Origin of the sequence: Propionicimonas paludicola, from assembly GCF_002563675.1 — a bacterium.
Classification (GTDB): domain Bacteria; phylum Actinomycetota; class Actinomycetes; order Propionibacteriales; family Propionibacteriaceae; genus Propionicimonas; species Propionicimonas paludicola.
On the sequence record NZ_PDJC01000001.1, the window covers coordinates 1,958,764 to 1,974,081 of the forward strand.

Sequence of the window (15,318 nt, forward strand, 5' to 3'; positions counted from 1 at the left end):
GGGCCCCCACCTCGTAGACTGTTCGTGCAGAGAACTCTCTGCAAAGGATTCTATGCAAAGGTATCTCTGCATACGATGGAGAGCAAGCCCCACCCGGAAGTCGACGAGCCCACGAAGCGGTTCGCCCCCGCCCCCGCGGCACTAAAGGCCTTCGCGCACCCACTGCGGATGGCGATGTACGCCGAACTCGGACGAGTCGGCTCGGCCACCGCCAGCCAGCTGGCCCGCACCCTCGGCGAGAGCAGCGGCCAGACCAGCTACCACCTGCGTCAGCTCGAGCGGCACGGCTTCATCGAGGACGACCCCAGTCACGCCGGCGGGCGGGAACGCTGGTGGCGTCCGGTCGGCTTCGAAGTGACCGACTCGGGCCTGCTGAACGACCCGGACACGGCAGGGCCGACGCGGGCCCTGCTGGAGTCGGTGATTGCCGAGCGCGCCGCCACCCTTTCGGCGTGGTACAGCTCGCTGAAGCCCGATCAGCCCGACACCCTCGGGCTGATCTCATCGGCGAGCATGAACCTGAGTGCAGAGGAGGCCGAGGAGCTCGCCGCACAGCTGGCCAAGGTGATCGAGATCTACTCCGTCCAGGCCCGCGATCGAGAGGTGAGCGACTCCGTCCGCCGCTTCCGAGTGCACCTGGACGTCTTCCCGCTCGCCGCCGAGCCGGGCCAGGACTAGTCCCGGATCAGTTCCCGGCCACGACCGTGGTGTTCTTCGGGACCACGGTGATCCCGCCGTCCACGTGGAACCCGCGAGCCAGATCCTGCTCGCAGTTCACGCCGATCTCGGCACCGTCGGCCACGATCACGTTCTTGTCCAGGATCGCCCGGCGGACCACCGCGTTGCGGCCGATCCGGCAGCCGGAGAAGATCACCGACTCCTCGATGTTGGCCCACTTGTCGACCATCACGTTCGGCGAGAGCACCGAGCGGTCCACGTCACCACCGGAGATGATGCAGCCGGCTCCGACGATCGAGTCCTCGGCCGTCCCGCGCAGGGTGAACTTCGCCCCGGGCAACTGCGCCTGGGAGGACCAGATCGGCCAGCGCCGGTTGTAGAGGTTGAACTCGGGATCGACCGAGACCAGGTCCATGTGCGCGGCGTGGTAAGCACCGATCGAGCCCACGTCCCGCCAGTAGTTGCGGTCCTTGTCGGTGGCACCGGGGACGTTGTTCTCGGTGAAGTCGTAGACCTGGGCGCGACCCTGGGAGACGAAGCCGGGAATGATGTCGCCGCCCATGTCATGACCGGACGCGCTGGACTCGGCATCGTCGTTCAGCGCCTCGACGAAGGCCTTGCGGGTGAAGACATAGTTGCCCATCGAAGCGAACGACTGCTCGGGGCTGTCCGGCAGCCCCGGCGGATCGACCGGCTTCTCCAGGAAGGCGTTGATCTTGCCGTCCGCAGTCGCGTCGATGATGCCGAAGGCGGACGCCTCCGAGCGCGGCACCCGGATCCCGGCGATAGTCGCGTCCATCCCCGAGTCGATGTGGGCCTTCACCATGTCTTCGACGTTCATCCGATAGATGTTGTCGGCACCGAAGACCACCACATAGTCGGGGTCCTCGTCGTTGATCAGGTTCATCGACTGGAAGATGGCGTCCGCGCTGCCCTGGTACCACTGCTTGCCGGTGCGCTGCTGCGCCGGCACCGAGGTGACGTAGCTGCCCAGCAGCACCGACATCCGCCAGGTGAGCGAAATGTGCCGGTCCAGCGAGTGCGACTTGTATTGGGTGAGCACGCAGATCTTGGTCAGATCGGAGTTCACCAGGTTCGACAGCACGAAGTCGATCAGCCGATAAGTGCCACCGAAAGGCACCGCAGGTTTGGCCCGGTCCGCGGTCAACGGCATCAACCGCTTCCCTTCGCCACCTGCGAGGACGATGGACAAGACGTTCGGGCCACTGCTCATGCCCTGAAACTTAGGACAGGGTGCTGTCTGGGACCAGCGAATCGCACAAAAACGGACCGACATATTTGTGGCTAGCGCTCACACCGGCTTCTGGCGGGCCGAAGGCACACCCGGCCGGGTTGTGCGACGATCGGCGCATGGCACTTCGAGTCTCGATTCTCACCCGTGAGTATCCGCCGCACATTTACGGCGGAGCCGGCGTCCATGTCGGTCAGTTGGTCCCCCAGTTGCGCAAGTTCACCGACAGTGTCGAAGTGCAGTGCATGGGTGAGCTGCGCGACGGTGCGACCGCCCACGCCGAGGACTACCCGCCCGGCGCCAACCCGGCATTGCGAGTACTGGGCGCGGACGTGGCCATGGCCAATGCCATCGGCGACGTGGACGTGATCCACTCCCACACCTGGTACGCGAACTTCGCCGGGCTGATCGGCGGCAAGCTGCGCGACGTGCCCCATGTGGTCACCTCGCACTCGCTGGAGCCGCATCGTCCTTGGAAGGCCGAGCAGCTGGGCGGCGGCTACCGGGTCTCGTCCTGGGCCGAGCGGACGGCCTTCGCCGATGCGTCCGCGGTCATCTCGGTGAGCTCGGGGATGCGCCGCGACGTGCTCGAGTCCTATCCCGAGCTCGATCCGGACCGGGTGCATGTGGTGCGCAATGGCATCGACCCCGACGAGTTCCGTCCGGACCACGCCACCGAGGTGGTGGACGCGCTCGGCGTCGACCGGGATCGTCCGCTGGTGGTGTTCGTCGGCCGGATCACCCGGCAGAAGGGCCTGGTCCACCTGGTGCGGGCCGCCCAGCAGTTCGACCCGGACACCCAGCTGCTGCTGCTGGCCGGAGCTCCGGACACCCCGGAGATCGCGGCTGAGTTCGACCAGGCCTTCGCCGAGCTGAGCCGGGTGCGGTCCGGGAACGTGACCTGGGTGCAGGAGATGCTGCCGCGGGCCTCGGTGCGCCAGGTGCTCACCCACGCCACCGTCTTCGCCTGCCCGTCGATCTACGAGCCGCTGGGGATCGTGAACCTGGAGGCGATGGCCTGCCAGACCGCCGTGGTGGCCTCAGCGGTCGGCGGGATCCCCGAGGTGGTGGTGGACGGTCAGACCGGCACCCTGGTCGACTACGACCCGCGCCAGGCTGCCGATCCCGCATTCGTGGCCGACTTCGAGGCCCGCTTCGCCGAGCAGATCAACCGGCTCACCCGCGATCCGCACCTGGCCGAGCAGTACGGCAAGGCCGGCCGGCAGCGCTGCATCGACGAGTTCTCCTGGGAGAAGATCGCCCGGCAGACGGTGGACGTCTACGAACAGGCGATCGCTTTTCACCACGCTCACTGAGCCAACAATGACGAAGGCCCCGACAATCCGTCGGGGCCTTCGTCGTAGTCCTAATGGTTCAGGCCACGACGCCTTCCAGGGCAGCCTTCAGCTCGGCCGCTTCGGTGGCGTTCATCTCGATGACCAGGCGTCCGCCGCCTTCTGCTGGGATACGCATGGCGATAACTCGACCCTCCTTGGCCACCTCGATCGGCCCGTCCCCGGTCCGCGGTTTCATCGCTGCCATCGCATACCTCAATTTCTGGCTGATTCGGATCCAACTCTGGCCATTATTCCACCCGGCACCCCCTCGGCGGAAAAGCGAGCCAACGAGCTGGATACTCGTCTCAGATATCTTCAGATGTGGAATCCTGTCCTGGCGCGGCCTCGTCCGCCTCTTTCGGCGCCCCGAGGTCGGGCGGTGCCGGGATGTCGAAGCCGGGCAGCTCGTACCAGTGCTCGACCTTCCGGAAGGAGTACTTGCTGACCAGGTCGTCCAGCGCGGCGCCGTACTCGGCAACCACGGTCTGGCCGTCTCCGATGTTGGCGATCTCCGCCTCCAGTTCGTCGACCGGAAGCACCTGCTCGGGCACGACCTGCTCGGGCACGAACTCCTCGGGGACGGCCGGGGCCGGTCTCACCTTGGCCTTGGACTCGCGACGGGACTTCGACCCGCCGGAAGTGGCGACCGCCGGAGCGTCGGCATCGCGCGCGGCCTCCGCGGCCACCTCGGGCTCGGTGACAGGTTCAGACTCGATCGCCGGCTCAGGCTCGGCCATGACCTCAGGTTCGGTTGCCAACTCCGGCTCAGCCGCGATGACCACCTCGGGTTCGGGGTCCACCGCAGCCTCGGGCTGTGGTTCGAGGTCGGCCACGGACTCCGGCTCGGGTTCGGGCGCCACCTCCCGCTCAGGCTCGACGATCGCTTCCGGCTCGGCGAGCGGCGCATCCGCACGCGACGCCCCAGCAGGCGGTGCGTCCTCGAGCTCGTCCACAAAGATGGCGTCAGAGGACGCGTAGACCACCTCGGCGGCCCGCCAGGACGGGACTGCCGGCGGCTCATCGGTCCGAGCCGGCGGAACCTCGGCGCCGTCGTGAAGCGGCGGCTGCGGCTCGACCTCTGCGCTGGGCTCGACCACTTCCGGCTCTTCCCAGCCCCGCGCGGGGGCATCCCATTGGTGGGTCGGTGCGACCTCGTCAGCGGTCGCCAGTTGCTCCGAGTCGCGCGGTTCGTCATCCAGCTGCCGGGAGACCCGGTCCAGCAGTTCGTCCACCTGCTGCATGGAGTAGCCGCGCGGCACCACAGCGAACCGCAGGGCCCGCAGATCGGAACCGGACAAAGTGCCACTGGGCACATGAGGCTGCGGAGTGTCGGTCACCGTCGCCGGAAACTCACCGAGTCGGCCGCTGGCCGCCACCGCCGCCAAGCCAAGGATCGCGACCGCGACCATCCAGACCAGCCATTCCATGCGCAAACTCTAGCTGGGCTCAGGAGATCGTCGCGGTGTCCGCACCGGTGGGTTCCGGACCGGCTGCGGTAACCAACGACACCGCCTCAGCGGGATCGTCCGTGACTCGCAACAGCGCGAGATCGGCCTCGCCGAGATAGCCACCGGCCAGAACCCGGTCATGCAGCCAGTCCTGGAGCGGACCCCAGAACGTCGATCCGAACAGAACGATCGGAAAGGACCGGACCTTGTGGGTCTGCACCAAGGTAAGCGCCTCGAAGATTTCGTCGAGGGTGCCGAAGCCGCCCGGCATCACCACGAAGCCCTGCGAGTACTTCAGAAACATCACCTTGCGCGCGAAGAAGTAGCGGAAGTTCACCCCCAGCGACACGTAGGGGTTCATCGACTGCTCGAAGGGCAACTCAATGCCCAGCCCCACCGAGACTCCCCCGGCCTCCAGCGCGCCGCGGTTGGCTGCCTCCATGACTCCGGGTCCGCCGCCGGTGATCGTCACGAAGCCGGCCTCGGCCAGCCCGCGTCCGATCTGGAGCGCCGCGTCGTAGACCGGGCCGCCCAGCGGCGCCCGGGCCGAGCCGAACACCCCGATGGCCGGGCCGAGCTCGGCCAGCGCGCTGAAGCCCTCGACGAACTCCGCCTGGATTCGCAGTACTCGCCATGGATCAGCGCGGAGCCAGTCGGCATCGTCGGCGCTGAGAAGATGCTCATCCAGCGTGATGGCCGGCACCTGATCGTGACTGCGGACCACCGCACCCTGCACGTGCTTGTTCACACAGCCAATCTAGCCAGCCCCGGCTCGACCGGAGGCCGGGCCCGGGTCACTCAGCGCGCGATGTCGGCGGGACGACCCACGGCGGCCAGCACGGCATCCACGTCCGCGGTGGTGTTCCAGACCGCGAAGGCCACCCGCACCCGTCCGGCGCGACCGGAGGCCTGAATGCCGGCCGCAGTCAGCGCGGCCAACTGGCAACCTTCGGGATCCGGCCAGCTGACGATCGCCTGGTGCCGCGGCTCGAGCCCGAGTCCGCGACACAGCCGGTCACCCAGCCCCGAGCAATGCCGCCACACCTCCTCCAGGTCGGCGCGGACGAACAGGCTCAGTGCAGCCTCGGCGCCCGCAAAGGCCTGCCAGGCCGGGGACGTGTCGAAGCGACGGGCAGTCCGAGCCGGAGCGAAGTCGGTGCCGTAGCAGCTGGCCCAGGGGTCGTCCCCGGCGTACCAGCCTGCACTGACCGGGGTCAGACGTTCGATCAGGTCCGGACGGACGGTCAGGAAGGCCACCCCGCGCGGCGCGCACAGCCACTTGTAGGCGTGGCAGACGGTCAGGTCGAAGCCGGTGGCCGCGACCGGCAGCAGCCCGGCCGCCTGGGTGAGATCGGCCAAGGTCAGTGCGCCTACTCGTCCGGCCGCCTCGCGGATCGCGGCCAGGTCGGCCAGCTCGCCGGTGGCCGACTGGACCACAGAGAAGGCCACCACGGCGGTCTGCGGGCCGATCGCGGCAGCCAGCTGATTCAGCGGCGCGCTGCGGACCTGCAACTGCCCGCTGGCCAGGAACGGGTAGACGATCGAGGTGAACTCCTCCTCGGGCACCAGGACCTCCGCGCCGGCCGGCAGCCCCGCGGCCAGGTTGGCCACCAGGGCCGAGGTGGTGGAGCCGATCGCCACCCAGGAGTCGGGCACCCCGACCAGCTCGGCGTAGAGCCGACGGGTCCGGGAGACCACCTGGTCGTAGTCGGCCGGCCCACGGCGTCCCTGGCTCCAGGCCTCTTGGTCGGCGCGCAGAGCCGCCAGAGTGAGGTCGGCGGCCACTCCGCTGGAGGCGGCGGCCAGATAGCCAGGCACCGGATGGAAGTGGGCGGCCAGTTCGGCCACGGTGAGGCGATCAGCAGTGAGGACGGGGACCATGGCTCCATCGTTCCGCCCCACCTGCGATCACACCAGAGCATGTTTCTTGTCACACCGATAATATGAGGTTATGTCTTGGACCTCACGGCTGGACGTGCACACCGTCCGGATCGTCCGCGCGGTCGCCGAGGCCGGCTCGATCACGGCAGCCGCGGCCGCCCTCGGCTACAGCCAGCCGGCACTGAGCCAGCACCTGCAGCGCGCCGAACACCGGCTGGGCCTGCCCCTGCTACTGCGAACCGGACGGACGGTCCGGCTCACCGAGGCGGGCCGGGTCCTGGTCCGGCACGCCGGGCCGATCCTGGCCGCACTCCAGGCCGCCGAGGACGAGCTGGGCCAGCTCGCCGACCGCTCGACCGGGACGGTCCGACTGGCCGGCTTCCCGAGCGCGTCCTCCACGATCGTGCCGCTGCTGATCGCCCGGATCGCTCAGCGCCACCCGGGACTGCGGCTGATCTACACCGAAGCGGAGCCGCCCGAGGCCCTGGCCTTGCTCGCCGATGGGGCGGTCGATGTCGCGCTCACCTTCGCCTACCCCGGCGATCCCGCCGACCCACATGCCGAGCTGTCCGGCATCGAGGTGGTCCCGCTCTTCGACGACCCGTCGGTGGTGGTGCTGCCGTCGCGGCACCGGCTCAGCGGCAGCGGATCGGTCGGCCTGGCCGCACTGGCCCAGGACGATTGGATTGGCGGCTGCCCGCTGTGTCGCGGCCATCTGCTGGCCGCCTGCGCCGCGCTGGGCTTTAGCCCGAAGATCGCCCACGCCACCGACAACTCGGTGGCCGTCCTGGGGCTGGTCGCGGCCGGGGTGGGGGTGGCTCTCCAGCCCGAGCTGGCTCTCGAGCCGCTGGAGCTGCCGTCCGGAACCTCGGCGCATCGGCTGGACCAGGCCAGTGACCGGCAGGTGCGGGCCGTCCATCTGAGCGGAGCTCAGGCCGTCCCTGCGGTGGCCACGACGCTCAGCGCACTGGGAGAGCTCACCGCCGCGCGGCGAACGGTCTAGCCGAGCCAGCGCAGCAGGCCCTGGTAGCAGCTGTGCAGGTCGGCCACCGGGCAGAACTCGTCGTCGGCGTGCGCCTTGCCCGGATCGCCGGGACCGAAGTTCACCGCGGGGATGCCTAGCGCCGCGAACCGGGCCACGTCGGTCCAGCCCAGCTTGCCGGTCGGGGTGCCGCCGACTGCGGCCACGAACTCGGCGGCCAGAGGCAGGTCCAGGCCCGGACGCGCGCCGGCCACGGCGTCCACGAAGTCCACCTGGTAGCCGTCGAAGACCTCCCGGCAGTGCGCCTGGGCGGCGGCCACGTCACGATCGGGTGCGAACCTGTAGTTCACCGTGATCTGGCAGGAGTCGGGGATTACATTGCCGGCGATGCCGCCGCGGATGCCCACCGCATTCAGCCCCTCGCGATAGGTCAGCCCGTCCACCTCGACCACCCGAGCCTGGTAGCCGGCCAGCCGGGCCAACGGCTCGGCGGCATCGTGGATGGCGTTGTGCCCCAGCCAGGAACGCGCCGAATGCGAGGCCAGCCCGCTGGTCGTGATGGTGAACCGCATGGTGCCCTGACAGCCACCCTCGATCCGGGCCGCGGTCGGCTCCATCAGGACGGCGAAGTCGCCGGCCAGCCAGTCCGGACGCTCGGCGGCGATCCGGGTCAGCGAGTTCAAGGTGGCCTCGACCTCTTCGTGGTCGTAGAAGATCCAGCTGATGTCGCGGGTCGGCTCGGTCAGGGCGGCCGCTGCGGCCAATGCCACCGCCACCCCACCCTTCATGTCCGCGGTGCCGCGCCCGTAGACCACGTCCCCGACCAGCCGGGACGGCAGGTTGCCGGCCACCGGGACGGTGTCCAGATGCCCGGCGATCACCACCCGCTCAGCGCGACCGAGTTCAGTCTTGGCGATCACCGTGTCGCCGTCGCGGGCGACCCGCAGGTGCGGCAGCTGCCGCAAGGCGATCTCCACCTCGTCGGCCAGGGCGCGCTCGTTGCCGCTGACGCTCTCGATATCCACCACCTGACGGAACAGCGCGATCAGGTCACCAGTCAGGTCCAGGCTCACGACGGTCAGCGTAGTGGGCGCGGCCCCCTCGCCCGTGGACATCATCATGGCCGAACGCCGGTGGCGAGTCCGGGGCGCCGCCCGCCGGGTCCGTCCATCCCCTAGCGGCACCCGGACGAGCGCTGCGGGAGCGCCGCCAGGCCCGAATCCGCACAGGTAAGGTGGCGGACATGACCCGAGCAGCGCATGGTTGGGGCCTGGCCAGCATCCACGAGAGCGGTCAGGTCTTGGATACCTGGTTTCCCGAGCCGAAGCTCGGCCCCGCCACCGACGGTGAGGCACCGGCCGCATTGGTCGAGGCCGCCGTCAGCGATCCGCTGCGCCGGGTGCACGTCGAGGTGGTGCTCACCGAGATCGATCTGGACGCATCGCCGGCCGGCGTCTCGGACGCCTATCTGCGCCTGCATCTGCTCAGCGCCCGGCTGGCCCAGCCCCGCAGCATCGACCTGACCGGCATCTTCGGCGTACTGCCGAACGTAGTCTGGACGAACTTCGGCCCCTGTTCCCCGGACGGCTTCGAGCAGGTCCGGCTGGCCCTGCGGATCGGCCGCGGCCCGGTCACCGTACTGGGCATCGACAAGTTCCCGCGGATGGTCGACTACGTGGCCCCCGCCGGCGTCCGGATCGCCGACGCCGACCGGGTCCGACTGGGCGCCCACCTGGCTCCGGGCACCACGGTGATGCACGAGGGCTTCGTGAACTTCAACGCCGGCACTCTTGGCACCTCGATGGTGGAGGGACGGATCTCGGCCGGGGTGATCGTCGGGGATGGCTCCGACATCGGCGGCGGCGCCTCGATCATGGGGACGCTGTCGGGTGGCGGCTCCGAGCAGATCACCATCGGCGAGCGCTGCCTGCTGGGTGCCGAGTCCGGAATCGGCATCTCGCTGGGCGACGACTGCGTCGTCGAAGCCGGCCTGTACGTGACCGCCGGCACCAAGGTCAGCCTGCCCGACGGCCGGGTGGTCAAGGCCGCCGAACTGAGCGGGATGCCCGGGCTGCTGTTCCTGCGCAACTCGGTCTCCGGGGCAGTCGAGGCCCGTCCGCGCAAGGGCACCGGCATTGAGCTCAACGCCGCCCTCCATGCCAACTAGGAACTCGTGAGTGCACTGAAGAAGGCCGGCTGGGCCGCCCTCGGGGTGGTTCTGGCCAGTGCGCTGGTCGTCGGCGGGGTCGTCCTCTGGTCGAGCTACCAGAAGGTGCCGCTGCCGATCGAGGACCGGTGCAGTGCGACGGTGAAGGGCCGGACCACCACAGTGGACCCGGACCAGGCCTACTACGCGGCGATCATCGCCGGCATGTCGGTGCAGCGCGAGCTGAAGCCGCGGGCGGCCAGCATCGCATTGGCCACCGCCTACCAGGAGTCCGGGATCCGCAACCTCGACTACGGTCACTCCGACTCGTTGGGGCTGTTCCAGCAGCGCCCATCGAAGGGCTGGGGCACTGAGGCCGAGATCATGGACCCGTGGTACTCCAGCCGCGAGTTCTACCGAGCCCTGGTGAAGGTGCGCAAGTGGGACAGCAAAGACATCAATGACGTGGCCCAGGCCGTCCAGCGCAGCGCCTACCCGGACGCGTACCGCAAGCACGTCGACAACGCGAAGACCCTGGCCAGCTCGCTGACCGGGGAAACTCCGGCCTCCTTCACCTGTGTCTTCAACAAGCCGGCACCGGCCAACCCCACCGGATTGGCCGAGTATCTGACCAAGACTCTGAAGAGCCAGATCGACGTGACCGTAGCCACGGACAGCGTCCGGATCACCGCGAAGGGCGAGGGCCAGGCCTGGGCCGCGGCCGAGATGGCCGTGGCCGCGTCCGGACGCTTCGGAGTGAGCGCTGTCCAGGTGGGTCCCTACGGCTGGAAGCTGGAGAGCACCTTCCCGGCCTCCTGGTCGGGTACCGGGCCGGTGACCAGCCCCGAGGTCGTGGTCAGCTTCCCGACGGCGAGCGCCACCCCGCGCTGAGCCCGCTCAGCCGGCCGCGTGCAGGCGGGCCGCGGCCGCCGCGATCCGCTCGTCGGTAGCGGTCAGCGCCACCCGGACGAAACGGCGACTGTCCTGCCCGTAGAAGTCGCCCGGGGCCACCAGGATGCCCAGCCCGGCCAGGTGGGCCACGCTGGCCCGGCAGTCCTCGTCCCGGGTGCACCACAGGTACAGCGAACCCTCGGAATGCTCGATCCGGTAGCCGGCCGCGACCAGTGCCGGGGCCAGCAGCGCCCGGCGGCGCAGGTAGCGTTCACGCTGCTCGGCGACGTGTTCGGCATCGTCCAGGGCGGCCACCATGGCCGCCTGCACCGGGGTCGGCAGCATCAGGCCCAGGTTCTTGCGAGCCTCCAGCATCGGGCCGACCACTGTCGGATCACCAGCCACGAAGCCGGCTCGGTAGCCGGCCAGATTGGAGCGCTTCGAGAGCGAATGGACGGCCAGCAGCCCGTCCAGGGAGCCGCCGTTGACCGCGGGATCGAGCACCGAGACCGGCTCTGCGGTCCAGCCGAACTCGCCGTAGCACTCGTCGGCGGCCAGCACGGCACCGACCGAGCGAGCCGCGTCCACCCAGGCCCGAGTCTGGTCAGCGGAAAGGATCGCGCCGTGCGGGTTGGCCGGGGAGTTGATCCAGATCAGCGCCGGACGCAGTTCTGCGGCCCGCGCCGGGTCGTCACAGGGCACCACCTGGGCGCCGACCACCTGGGCGCCGACCTGATAGGTCGGGTAGGCCACGCTCGGGATCACCACGGTGTCGTTAGGACCCACCCCGAGCAGCAGCGGCAGCAGTGCCACCAGCTCCTTGGTGCCGATCACCGGCAGCACGCCGGTCTCGGTCAGCCCGTGGGCCGCCCAACGCCGTTCCAGGTAGCCGATGATGGCCGTCCGCAGAGCGGGGGTACCCCAGGTCGCCGGATAGCCCGGAGCGTCCGAGGACGCCTCCAGAGCGGCCCGGATCAGGCCCGGAGTCGGATCCACCGGGGTGCCCACCGACAGGTCGACCAGTCCGTCCGGGTGTGCGGCAGCGGTGCGCTTGGCCTCGGCCAGCGAATCCCAGGGGAAGTCCGGCAGCCGGCCGGCCAGCGCCGGGCTCACGCCTGCGGCGGCAGCGCGACAACCACCGGGTGGTCGTAGTCGACGACACCGAATTTGGCGGCACCGCCCGGGGAGCCGATCTCGGCGAAGAACTCGGAGTTCACCTCGAGGTACTCAGCCTGGTCCTTGGGCAGGTCGTCCTCGTAGAAGATCGCCTCGGTCGGGCAGACCGGCTCACACGCTCCGCAGTCGACGCACTCATCCGGCTGGATGTAGAGCATGCGGTTACCCTCGTAGATGCAATCGACCGGGCACTCCTCAACACAGGCCCGATCCTTCACATCGACGCACGGCGCAGCGATGACGTAAGCCATGACAGATCCTCAATTCGCGGTAGCTTGCGGCCAACTGTACGACGACCGGAAGGGGAAACCGGTGAGGCTCCCGTCTCTTGAGCCCGGGCAGCGGGTAGTGCTGAGGGTCGCAGCCCAACCACACAGCATCGACGTGATCGGCTTCGTGCTGGCCGACACCGGTGATGCGGTCACCGTCCGCGACCAGCATGGGGTCGAGCACCAGGTCAGCCGGGACCAGGTGCTGGTCTGGCGGCAGGTCGGGGTGGCCCGCGGACGTGACCCGCGGCGGACTCCCCGGGACGAACTGGATCGGTTGGCGGCAGCGTCCGGCCTGGTCGGACGCTGCTTCGTGGCCCGGATCTCGGACCTGCTCGGCGACCAGCTGCGTCCGCCGGGAGCGGTGGACGATCCCCCGCCGGTGCCGGCCACCCTCGAGGGCGAATGGGTCAGCACCGCGGACGCCTCGGCGCTGCTCGACTTGGCCTGGTGGGCGACCCAGCGTGGCGCGCGCAGCGTCCAGGTGCGCACGAATGACGCCTCGGTAGCCGCCGAACTGGCCGAGCTCGGCTTCACCGAACTGGCCGACCCTGAACGGTCCTAGCCCTTCGGCTTGGCGCCGCAGACCACCGGGGTCAGCGAGTTGTAGCGCCACTTGAACGGCTCCCGCTTGACCAGCCTCTTGCCCTGATAGAAGAGCCGATCGAACTTCACGTCGAAGCCGCTCATGGCGTTCTGCGGCTTGCAGCCCTCCGACTCGTCGTAGACGGTCGGGCCGGGAGCGCGATAGTTGCTGCGCACCGGGGTGGTGGTCTTGATCGTGTAGCGCTGGGTGGACCACACCTGCACGGTCACCGAGCCCTGGCTGCCCGGGCGTCCGGTGATCCAGGCCTGCAGGACCACCCCGTACGGCGAGTCGTTGCGGAACTTCATGTCCACGCTTACCCAGTCCAGGGTCGCCTCACGGCCGACCGGGTAGCGGTTGAAGTACAGCGAGTGCGGCTTGTGATAGATGTCCTCGAGGCCGGCGAAGAAGATGGCGTTGAAGGTGGTCGTCGTGGCCTGCGAGATGCCGCCGCCGAGCCGCTCGACGATCTTGCCGCCGTCGATCGCTCCCCCGGCCATCCAACCGGCCTGCTTGGTTCGCTTGCCGAGAGTCTGGTTCATGCTGAAGGTCTCGCCCGGCTTGAGGAAGGTGCCGTTGATCAGCTTGGCGGCCTTGCCGATGTTGTTGTAGCGGTAGGTGGTGCCGGGGAAGTAGGTGGTGAACTTGCCGATCACCTTCTTCACCCCGCTGGCCTGGGCTTGCTGGGTGGTAAAGCCGGCCGGACGGGACGAGACCGACACCGCGCCGGTGCGTCCCTCGGGCTTGAGGACCGCCTCGGCGAGTACTGAGCCGAGTTCGGTCGGATCGATCCCCTCGCCGTCCTTGGCCGGGACGACCCTCGGCTTGCCCTTGGCGATGGTGACGGTGGCGTCGCGCGGCTGATCGAGCCCGATCTTGTTCAGCGCCGGATCAAGCTTCTTCACCAGCGCTTTGGTGTCGAACACCGGGACCAACATGCCGGTCCGGCCTTCGAAGGTGAGGGTCTCGGCGATCAGCGCCGGACTGATCGTCAGCTTTCCGGCATCGCCGACCTGCACACTGACCGGGGCCGAGATCGCGGTCAGGGCCAGCTTCTCGGCGACCTGCTCGGCCTGCTCGGTGGTGACCTCCGGCGGTGCGGGGACCACGGTGGCCGCAATCGTCTTCCTGGTCAGAAACTCAGCTTGCACCGTGCGTGCGGTCTGATCCCGATCGAGCAGGGTCCCGGGCGCGCTCTCGGTCGTCACCGGCTTGCCTGCCTCGTAGCCGACGCTCGCCGAGACTGCCGGGACATCCACCTGCTTGGCCAGCGCGGAGATCTGCGCGGCCAGCTTGGTCTGGTCGACGGTGAGCACCGGCTGATGGGCGCCACCGCCGAACAGGACGGTCAGGATGTCCACCGGGTTCCAGCTTCCGCCGGCCCCGAGGCCGGCCACGGTGGCCGGGTAGTCCACGGCCAGACCGGCGTCCGCCGGAGTGAAGCTGACGGTGGTGTCGCCTGCGGTGAGCACCAGTTGGCCGTCCAGCTTGGGCCCGAACTCGGACGTGAGCTTCGCCTGCGCCTGGGCGGCCGTGAGCCCACCCAGGGCGACCTCACTGACGCTGGTGTGCCGCGGGACGCGGTCTCCGGCCAGTTGGTGCCCGACCAGGTAGGCGCCGCCGAGGAGTACCACAAGGCCCACGACAGTGCCGATGCCGACTCGGGCAGTCATCGACATCCGCTTGGACTTGGCTCTGGCCACCCGGGCATCCTTTCGGCTGGGCTGGCAAGGAGTCTACGTGGCGACCGGCTCCCGGTCAGGAGCAATGGCCGCAGACTGGCGAGCCAACCCCCACTGCGAGATGACGATGCCACCGACCATCAAGATCGCGCCGATGAAGCCGCGCAGGCCCAGCGACTCACCCAGCAACACCGCGCCACCGATCGCACCGAAGACCGACTCCATGGCCATGATCAGCGACGCGTGGGTGGCCAAGGCGTCCCGCTGGCCCACGACCTGCAGGGTGAAGGCGATGCCGACGCTGAGGATCCCGCCATACAGGATCGGGATGATCGCCTGATCGATGCCGGTGAACGGTGCCGGATCGATGACCAGAGCGCCGAGCCCGGACAACACCGAGCAGACGATGAACTGCACGGCGGCCAGGCGCAACGCCGAGACCTTGCCGTAGTGATCGATCACCAGAATCTGGCCGGCCCACACCAGCGTGGAGAGAATCAGCAGCCACTCACCCGAGCCGATGGTGAGGTCGTCGGTGACGGCGATCAGGTAGAGCCCGATCACCGACGAGACGACCCCCAGCACCGTCGACCCGCTGCTGCGGTGTCCCCGGAATGCGGCGATCAGCGGGACGAACACCATGTACAGCCCGGTGATGAAGGCCGCATTCCCCGCAGGGACACTGCTCATGGCTGTCTGCTGCAGGTTGCTGGCAATGGTCAGCGCGATGCCGGCGGCCACGCCGGGCACGAGCGCACCCGCCCAGGCCCGCCGGTCCCGCTCGCGGGACAAGCCGACCCGACGGGAGCGCCACCAGATGACGGCCAGCACCACCAAGGCACCTAGGCCGAAGCGCACAGCGTTGAAGGTGAGCGGCCCCACGTGGGCCGCTCCCACTCGCTGAGCGACGAAGGCGAAACCCCAGATCGCCGAGGCGAGCAGGAGCAGCAGGTTGGCCCGAGTGCGGCGAGCGCTGCGTGCCGTGGGCAA

General features: G+C 69.0%; 16 protein-coding genes. 6 read left to right on the forward strand and 10 right to left on the reverse strand.

The annotated features are described in order from the left end of the window. Positions 1-75: 75 nt before the first annotated feature. The gene (locus ATK74_RS09160) at positions 76-678 is read left to right on the forward strand and encodes a helix-turn-helix domain-containing protein (protein ID WP_098460742.1); all 603 of its coding nucleotides are present in this window, start codon (positions 76-78) and stop codon (positions 676-678) included. 7 nt (positions 679-685) lie between these two features. Here the strand turns inward: ATK74_RS09160 and glgC are convergent, their stop codons facing one another. Then, positions 686-1,912 carry a glucose-1-phosphate adenylyltransferase gene (gene glgC, locus ATK74_RS09165; RefSeq protein ID WP_098460743.1) on the reverse strand — a complete coding sequence of 409 codons (1,227 nt, stop codon included), beginning with the start codon at positions 1,910-1,912 and terminating at the stop codon, positions 686-688. A gap of 137 nt (positions 1,913-2,049) precedes the next feature. Between glgC and glgA the strand changes: the two genes are divergently transcribed. After that, positions 2,050-3,246 (forward strand): glycogen synthase, encoded by a 1,197-nt coding sequence (glgA, locus tag ATK74_RS09170; RefSeq protein ID WP_098460744.1) that lies wholly within the window; start codon positions 2,050-2,052, stop codon positions 3,244-3,246. A gap of 58 nt (positions 3,247-3,304) precedes the next feature. On the opposite strand, the gene ATK74_RS09175 is transcribed toward glgA, so the two are convergent. The 4 genes from ATK74_RS09175 to ATK74_RS09190 form a co-directional block, all read right to left on the reverse strand. After that, positions 3,305-3,472 (reverse strand): DUF3117 domain-containing protein, encoded by a 168-nt coding sequence (locus ATK74_RS09175; RefSeq protein WP_098460745.1) that lies wholly within the window; start codon positions 3,470-3,472, stop codon positions 3,305-3,307. Between the two features lie 100 nt (positions 3,473-3,572). After that, positions 3,573-4,694 carry a DivIVA domain-containing protein gene (locus tag ATK74_RS09180; protein ID WP_098460746.1) on the reverse strand — a complete coding sequence of 374 codons (1,122 nt, stop codon included), beginning with the start codon at positions 4,692-4,694 and terminating at the stop codon, positions 3,573-3,575. 19 nt (positions 4,695-4,713) lie between these two features. After that, positions 4,714-5,463, reverse strand: a complete 750-nt coding sequence (locus ATK74_RS09185) for an LOG family protein (RefSeq protein ID WP_211283326.1) — start codon at positions 5,461-5,463, stop codon at positions 4,714-4,716. 50 nt (positions 5,464-5,513) lie between these two features. Then, positions 5,514-6,596: an aminotransferase class V-fold PLP-dependent enzyme gene (locus ATK74_RS09190; protein WP_098460748.1), complete on the reverse strand. Its 1,083-nt coding sequence runs from the start codon at positions 6,594-6,596 to the stop codon at positions 5,514-5,516. A 70-nt stretch (positions 6,597-6,666) separates the two neighbouring features. Here ATK74_RS09190 and ATK74_RS09195 point away from each other — a divergent pair, with 70 nt between their 5' ends. Next, positions 6,667-7,599, forward strand: coding sequence for a LysR family transcriptional regulator (locus tag ATK74_RS09195; protein ID WP_098460749.1), 933 nt, complete (start codon positions 6,667-6,669; stop codon positions 7,597-7,599). Here the strand turns inward: ATK74_RS09195 and dapE are convergent. Then, complete coding sequence (gene dapE, locus ATK74_RS09200) at positions 7,596-8,651, reverse strand: succinyl-diaminopimelate desuccinylase (protein WP_245840856.1); 1,056 nt, start codon at positions 8,649-8,651, stop codon at positions 7,596-7,598. The two genes, ATK74_RS09195 and dapE, sit on opposite strands and share 4 nt — an antisense overlap. A 170-nt stretch (positions 8,652-8,821) precedes the next feature. Here dapE and dapD point away from each other — a divergent pair, with 170 nt between their 5' ends. Both dapD and ATK74_RS09210 read left to right on the forward strand, forming a co-directional pair. Next, on the forward strand, positions 8,822-9,745 hold the full coding sequence (gene dapD / locus ATK74_RS09205) for a 2,3,4,5-tetrahydropyridine-2,6-dicarboxylate N-succinyltransferase (RefSeq protein WP_098460750.1): 924 nt from the start codon (positions 8,822-8,824) through the stop codon (positions 9,743-9,745). 6 nt (positions 9,746-9,751) lie between these two features. Continuing rightward, complete coding sequence (locus ATK74_RS09210; protein WP_098460751.1) at positions 9,752-10,615, forward strand: hypothetical protein; 864 nt, start codon at positions 9,752-9,754, stop codon at positions 10,613-10,615. A 6-nt stretch (positions 10,616-10,621) separates the two neighbouring features. On the opposite strand, the gene dapC is transcribed toward ATK74_RS09210, so the two are convergent. Together dapC and fdxA are read right to left on the reverse strand one after the other, a co-directional pair. Next, entirely contained in the window at positions 10,622-11,728 is a 1,107-nt protein-coding gene (gene dapC, locus ATK74_RS09215) for a succinyldiaminopimelate transaminase (RefSeq protein WP_098460752.1), read from the reverse strand. Next, a complete protein-coding gene (fdxA, locus tag ATK74_RS09220) occupies positions 11,725-12,042 on the reverse strand; it encodes a ferredoxin (RefSeq protein WP_098460753.1) in 318 nt (105 codons plus the stop codon). Before fdxA ends, dapC begins: the two co-directional genes overlap by 4 nt. Before the next feature lie 61 nt (positions 12,043-12,103). Here fdxA and ATK74_RS09225 point away from each other — a divergent pair, with 61 nt between their 5' ends. Continuing rightward, positions 12,104-12,625: a hypothetical protein gene (locus ATK74_RS09225; RefSeq protein ID WP_143483614.1), complete on the forward strand. Its 522-nt coding sequence runs from the start codon at positions 12,104-12,106 to the stop codon at positions 12,623-12,625. Here the strand turns inward: ATK74_RS09225 and ATK74_RS09230 are convergent. Further along, on the reverse strand, positions 12,622-14,349 hold the full coding sequence (locus tag ATK74_RS09230) for a VanW family protein (protein WP_098460755.1): 1,728 nt from the start codon (positions 14,347-14,349) through the stop codon (positions 12,622-12,624). The genes ATK74_RS09225 and ATK74_RS09230 overlap by 4 nt on opposite strands. A gap of 33 nt (positions 14,350-14,382) precedes the next feature. After that, positions 14,383-15,318 carry a DMT family transporter gene (locus ATK74_RS09235; RefSeq protein WP_098460756.1) on the reverse strand — a complete coding sequence of 312 codons (936 nt, stop codon included), beginning with the start codon at positions 15,316-15,318 and terminating at the stop codon, positions 14,383-14,385.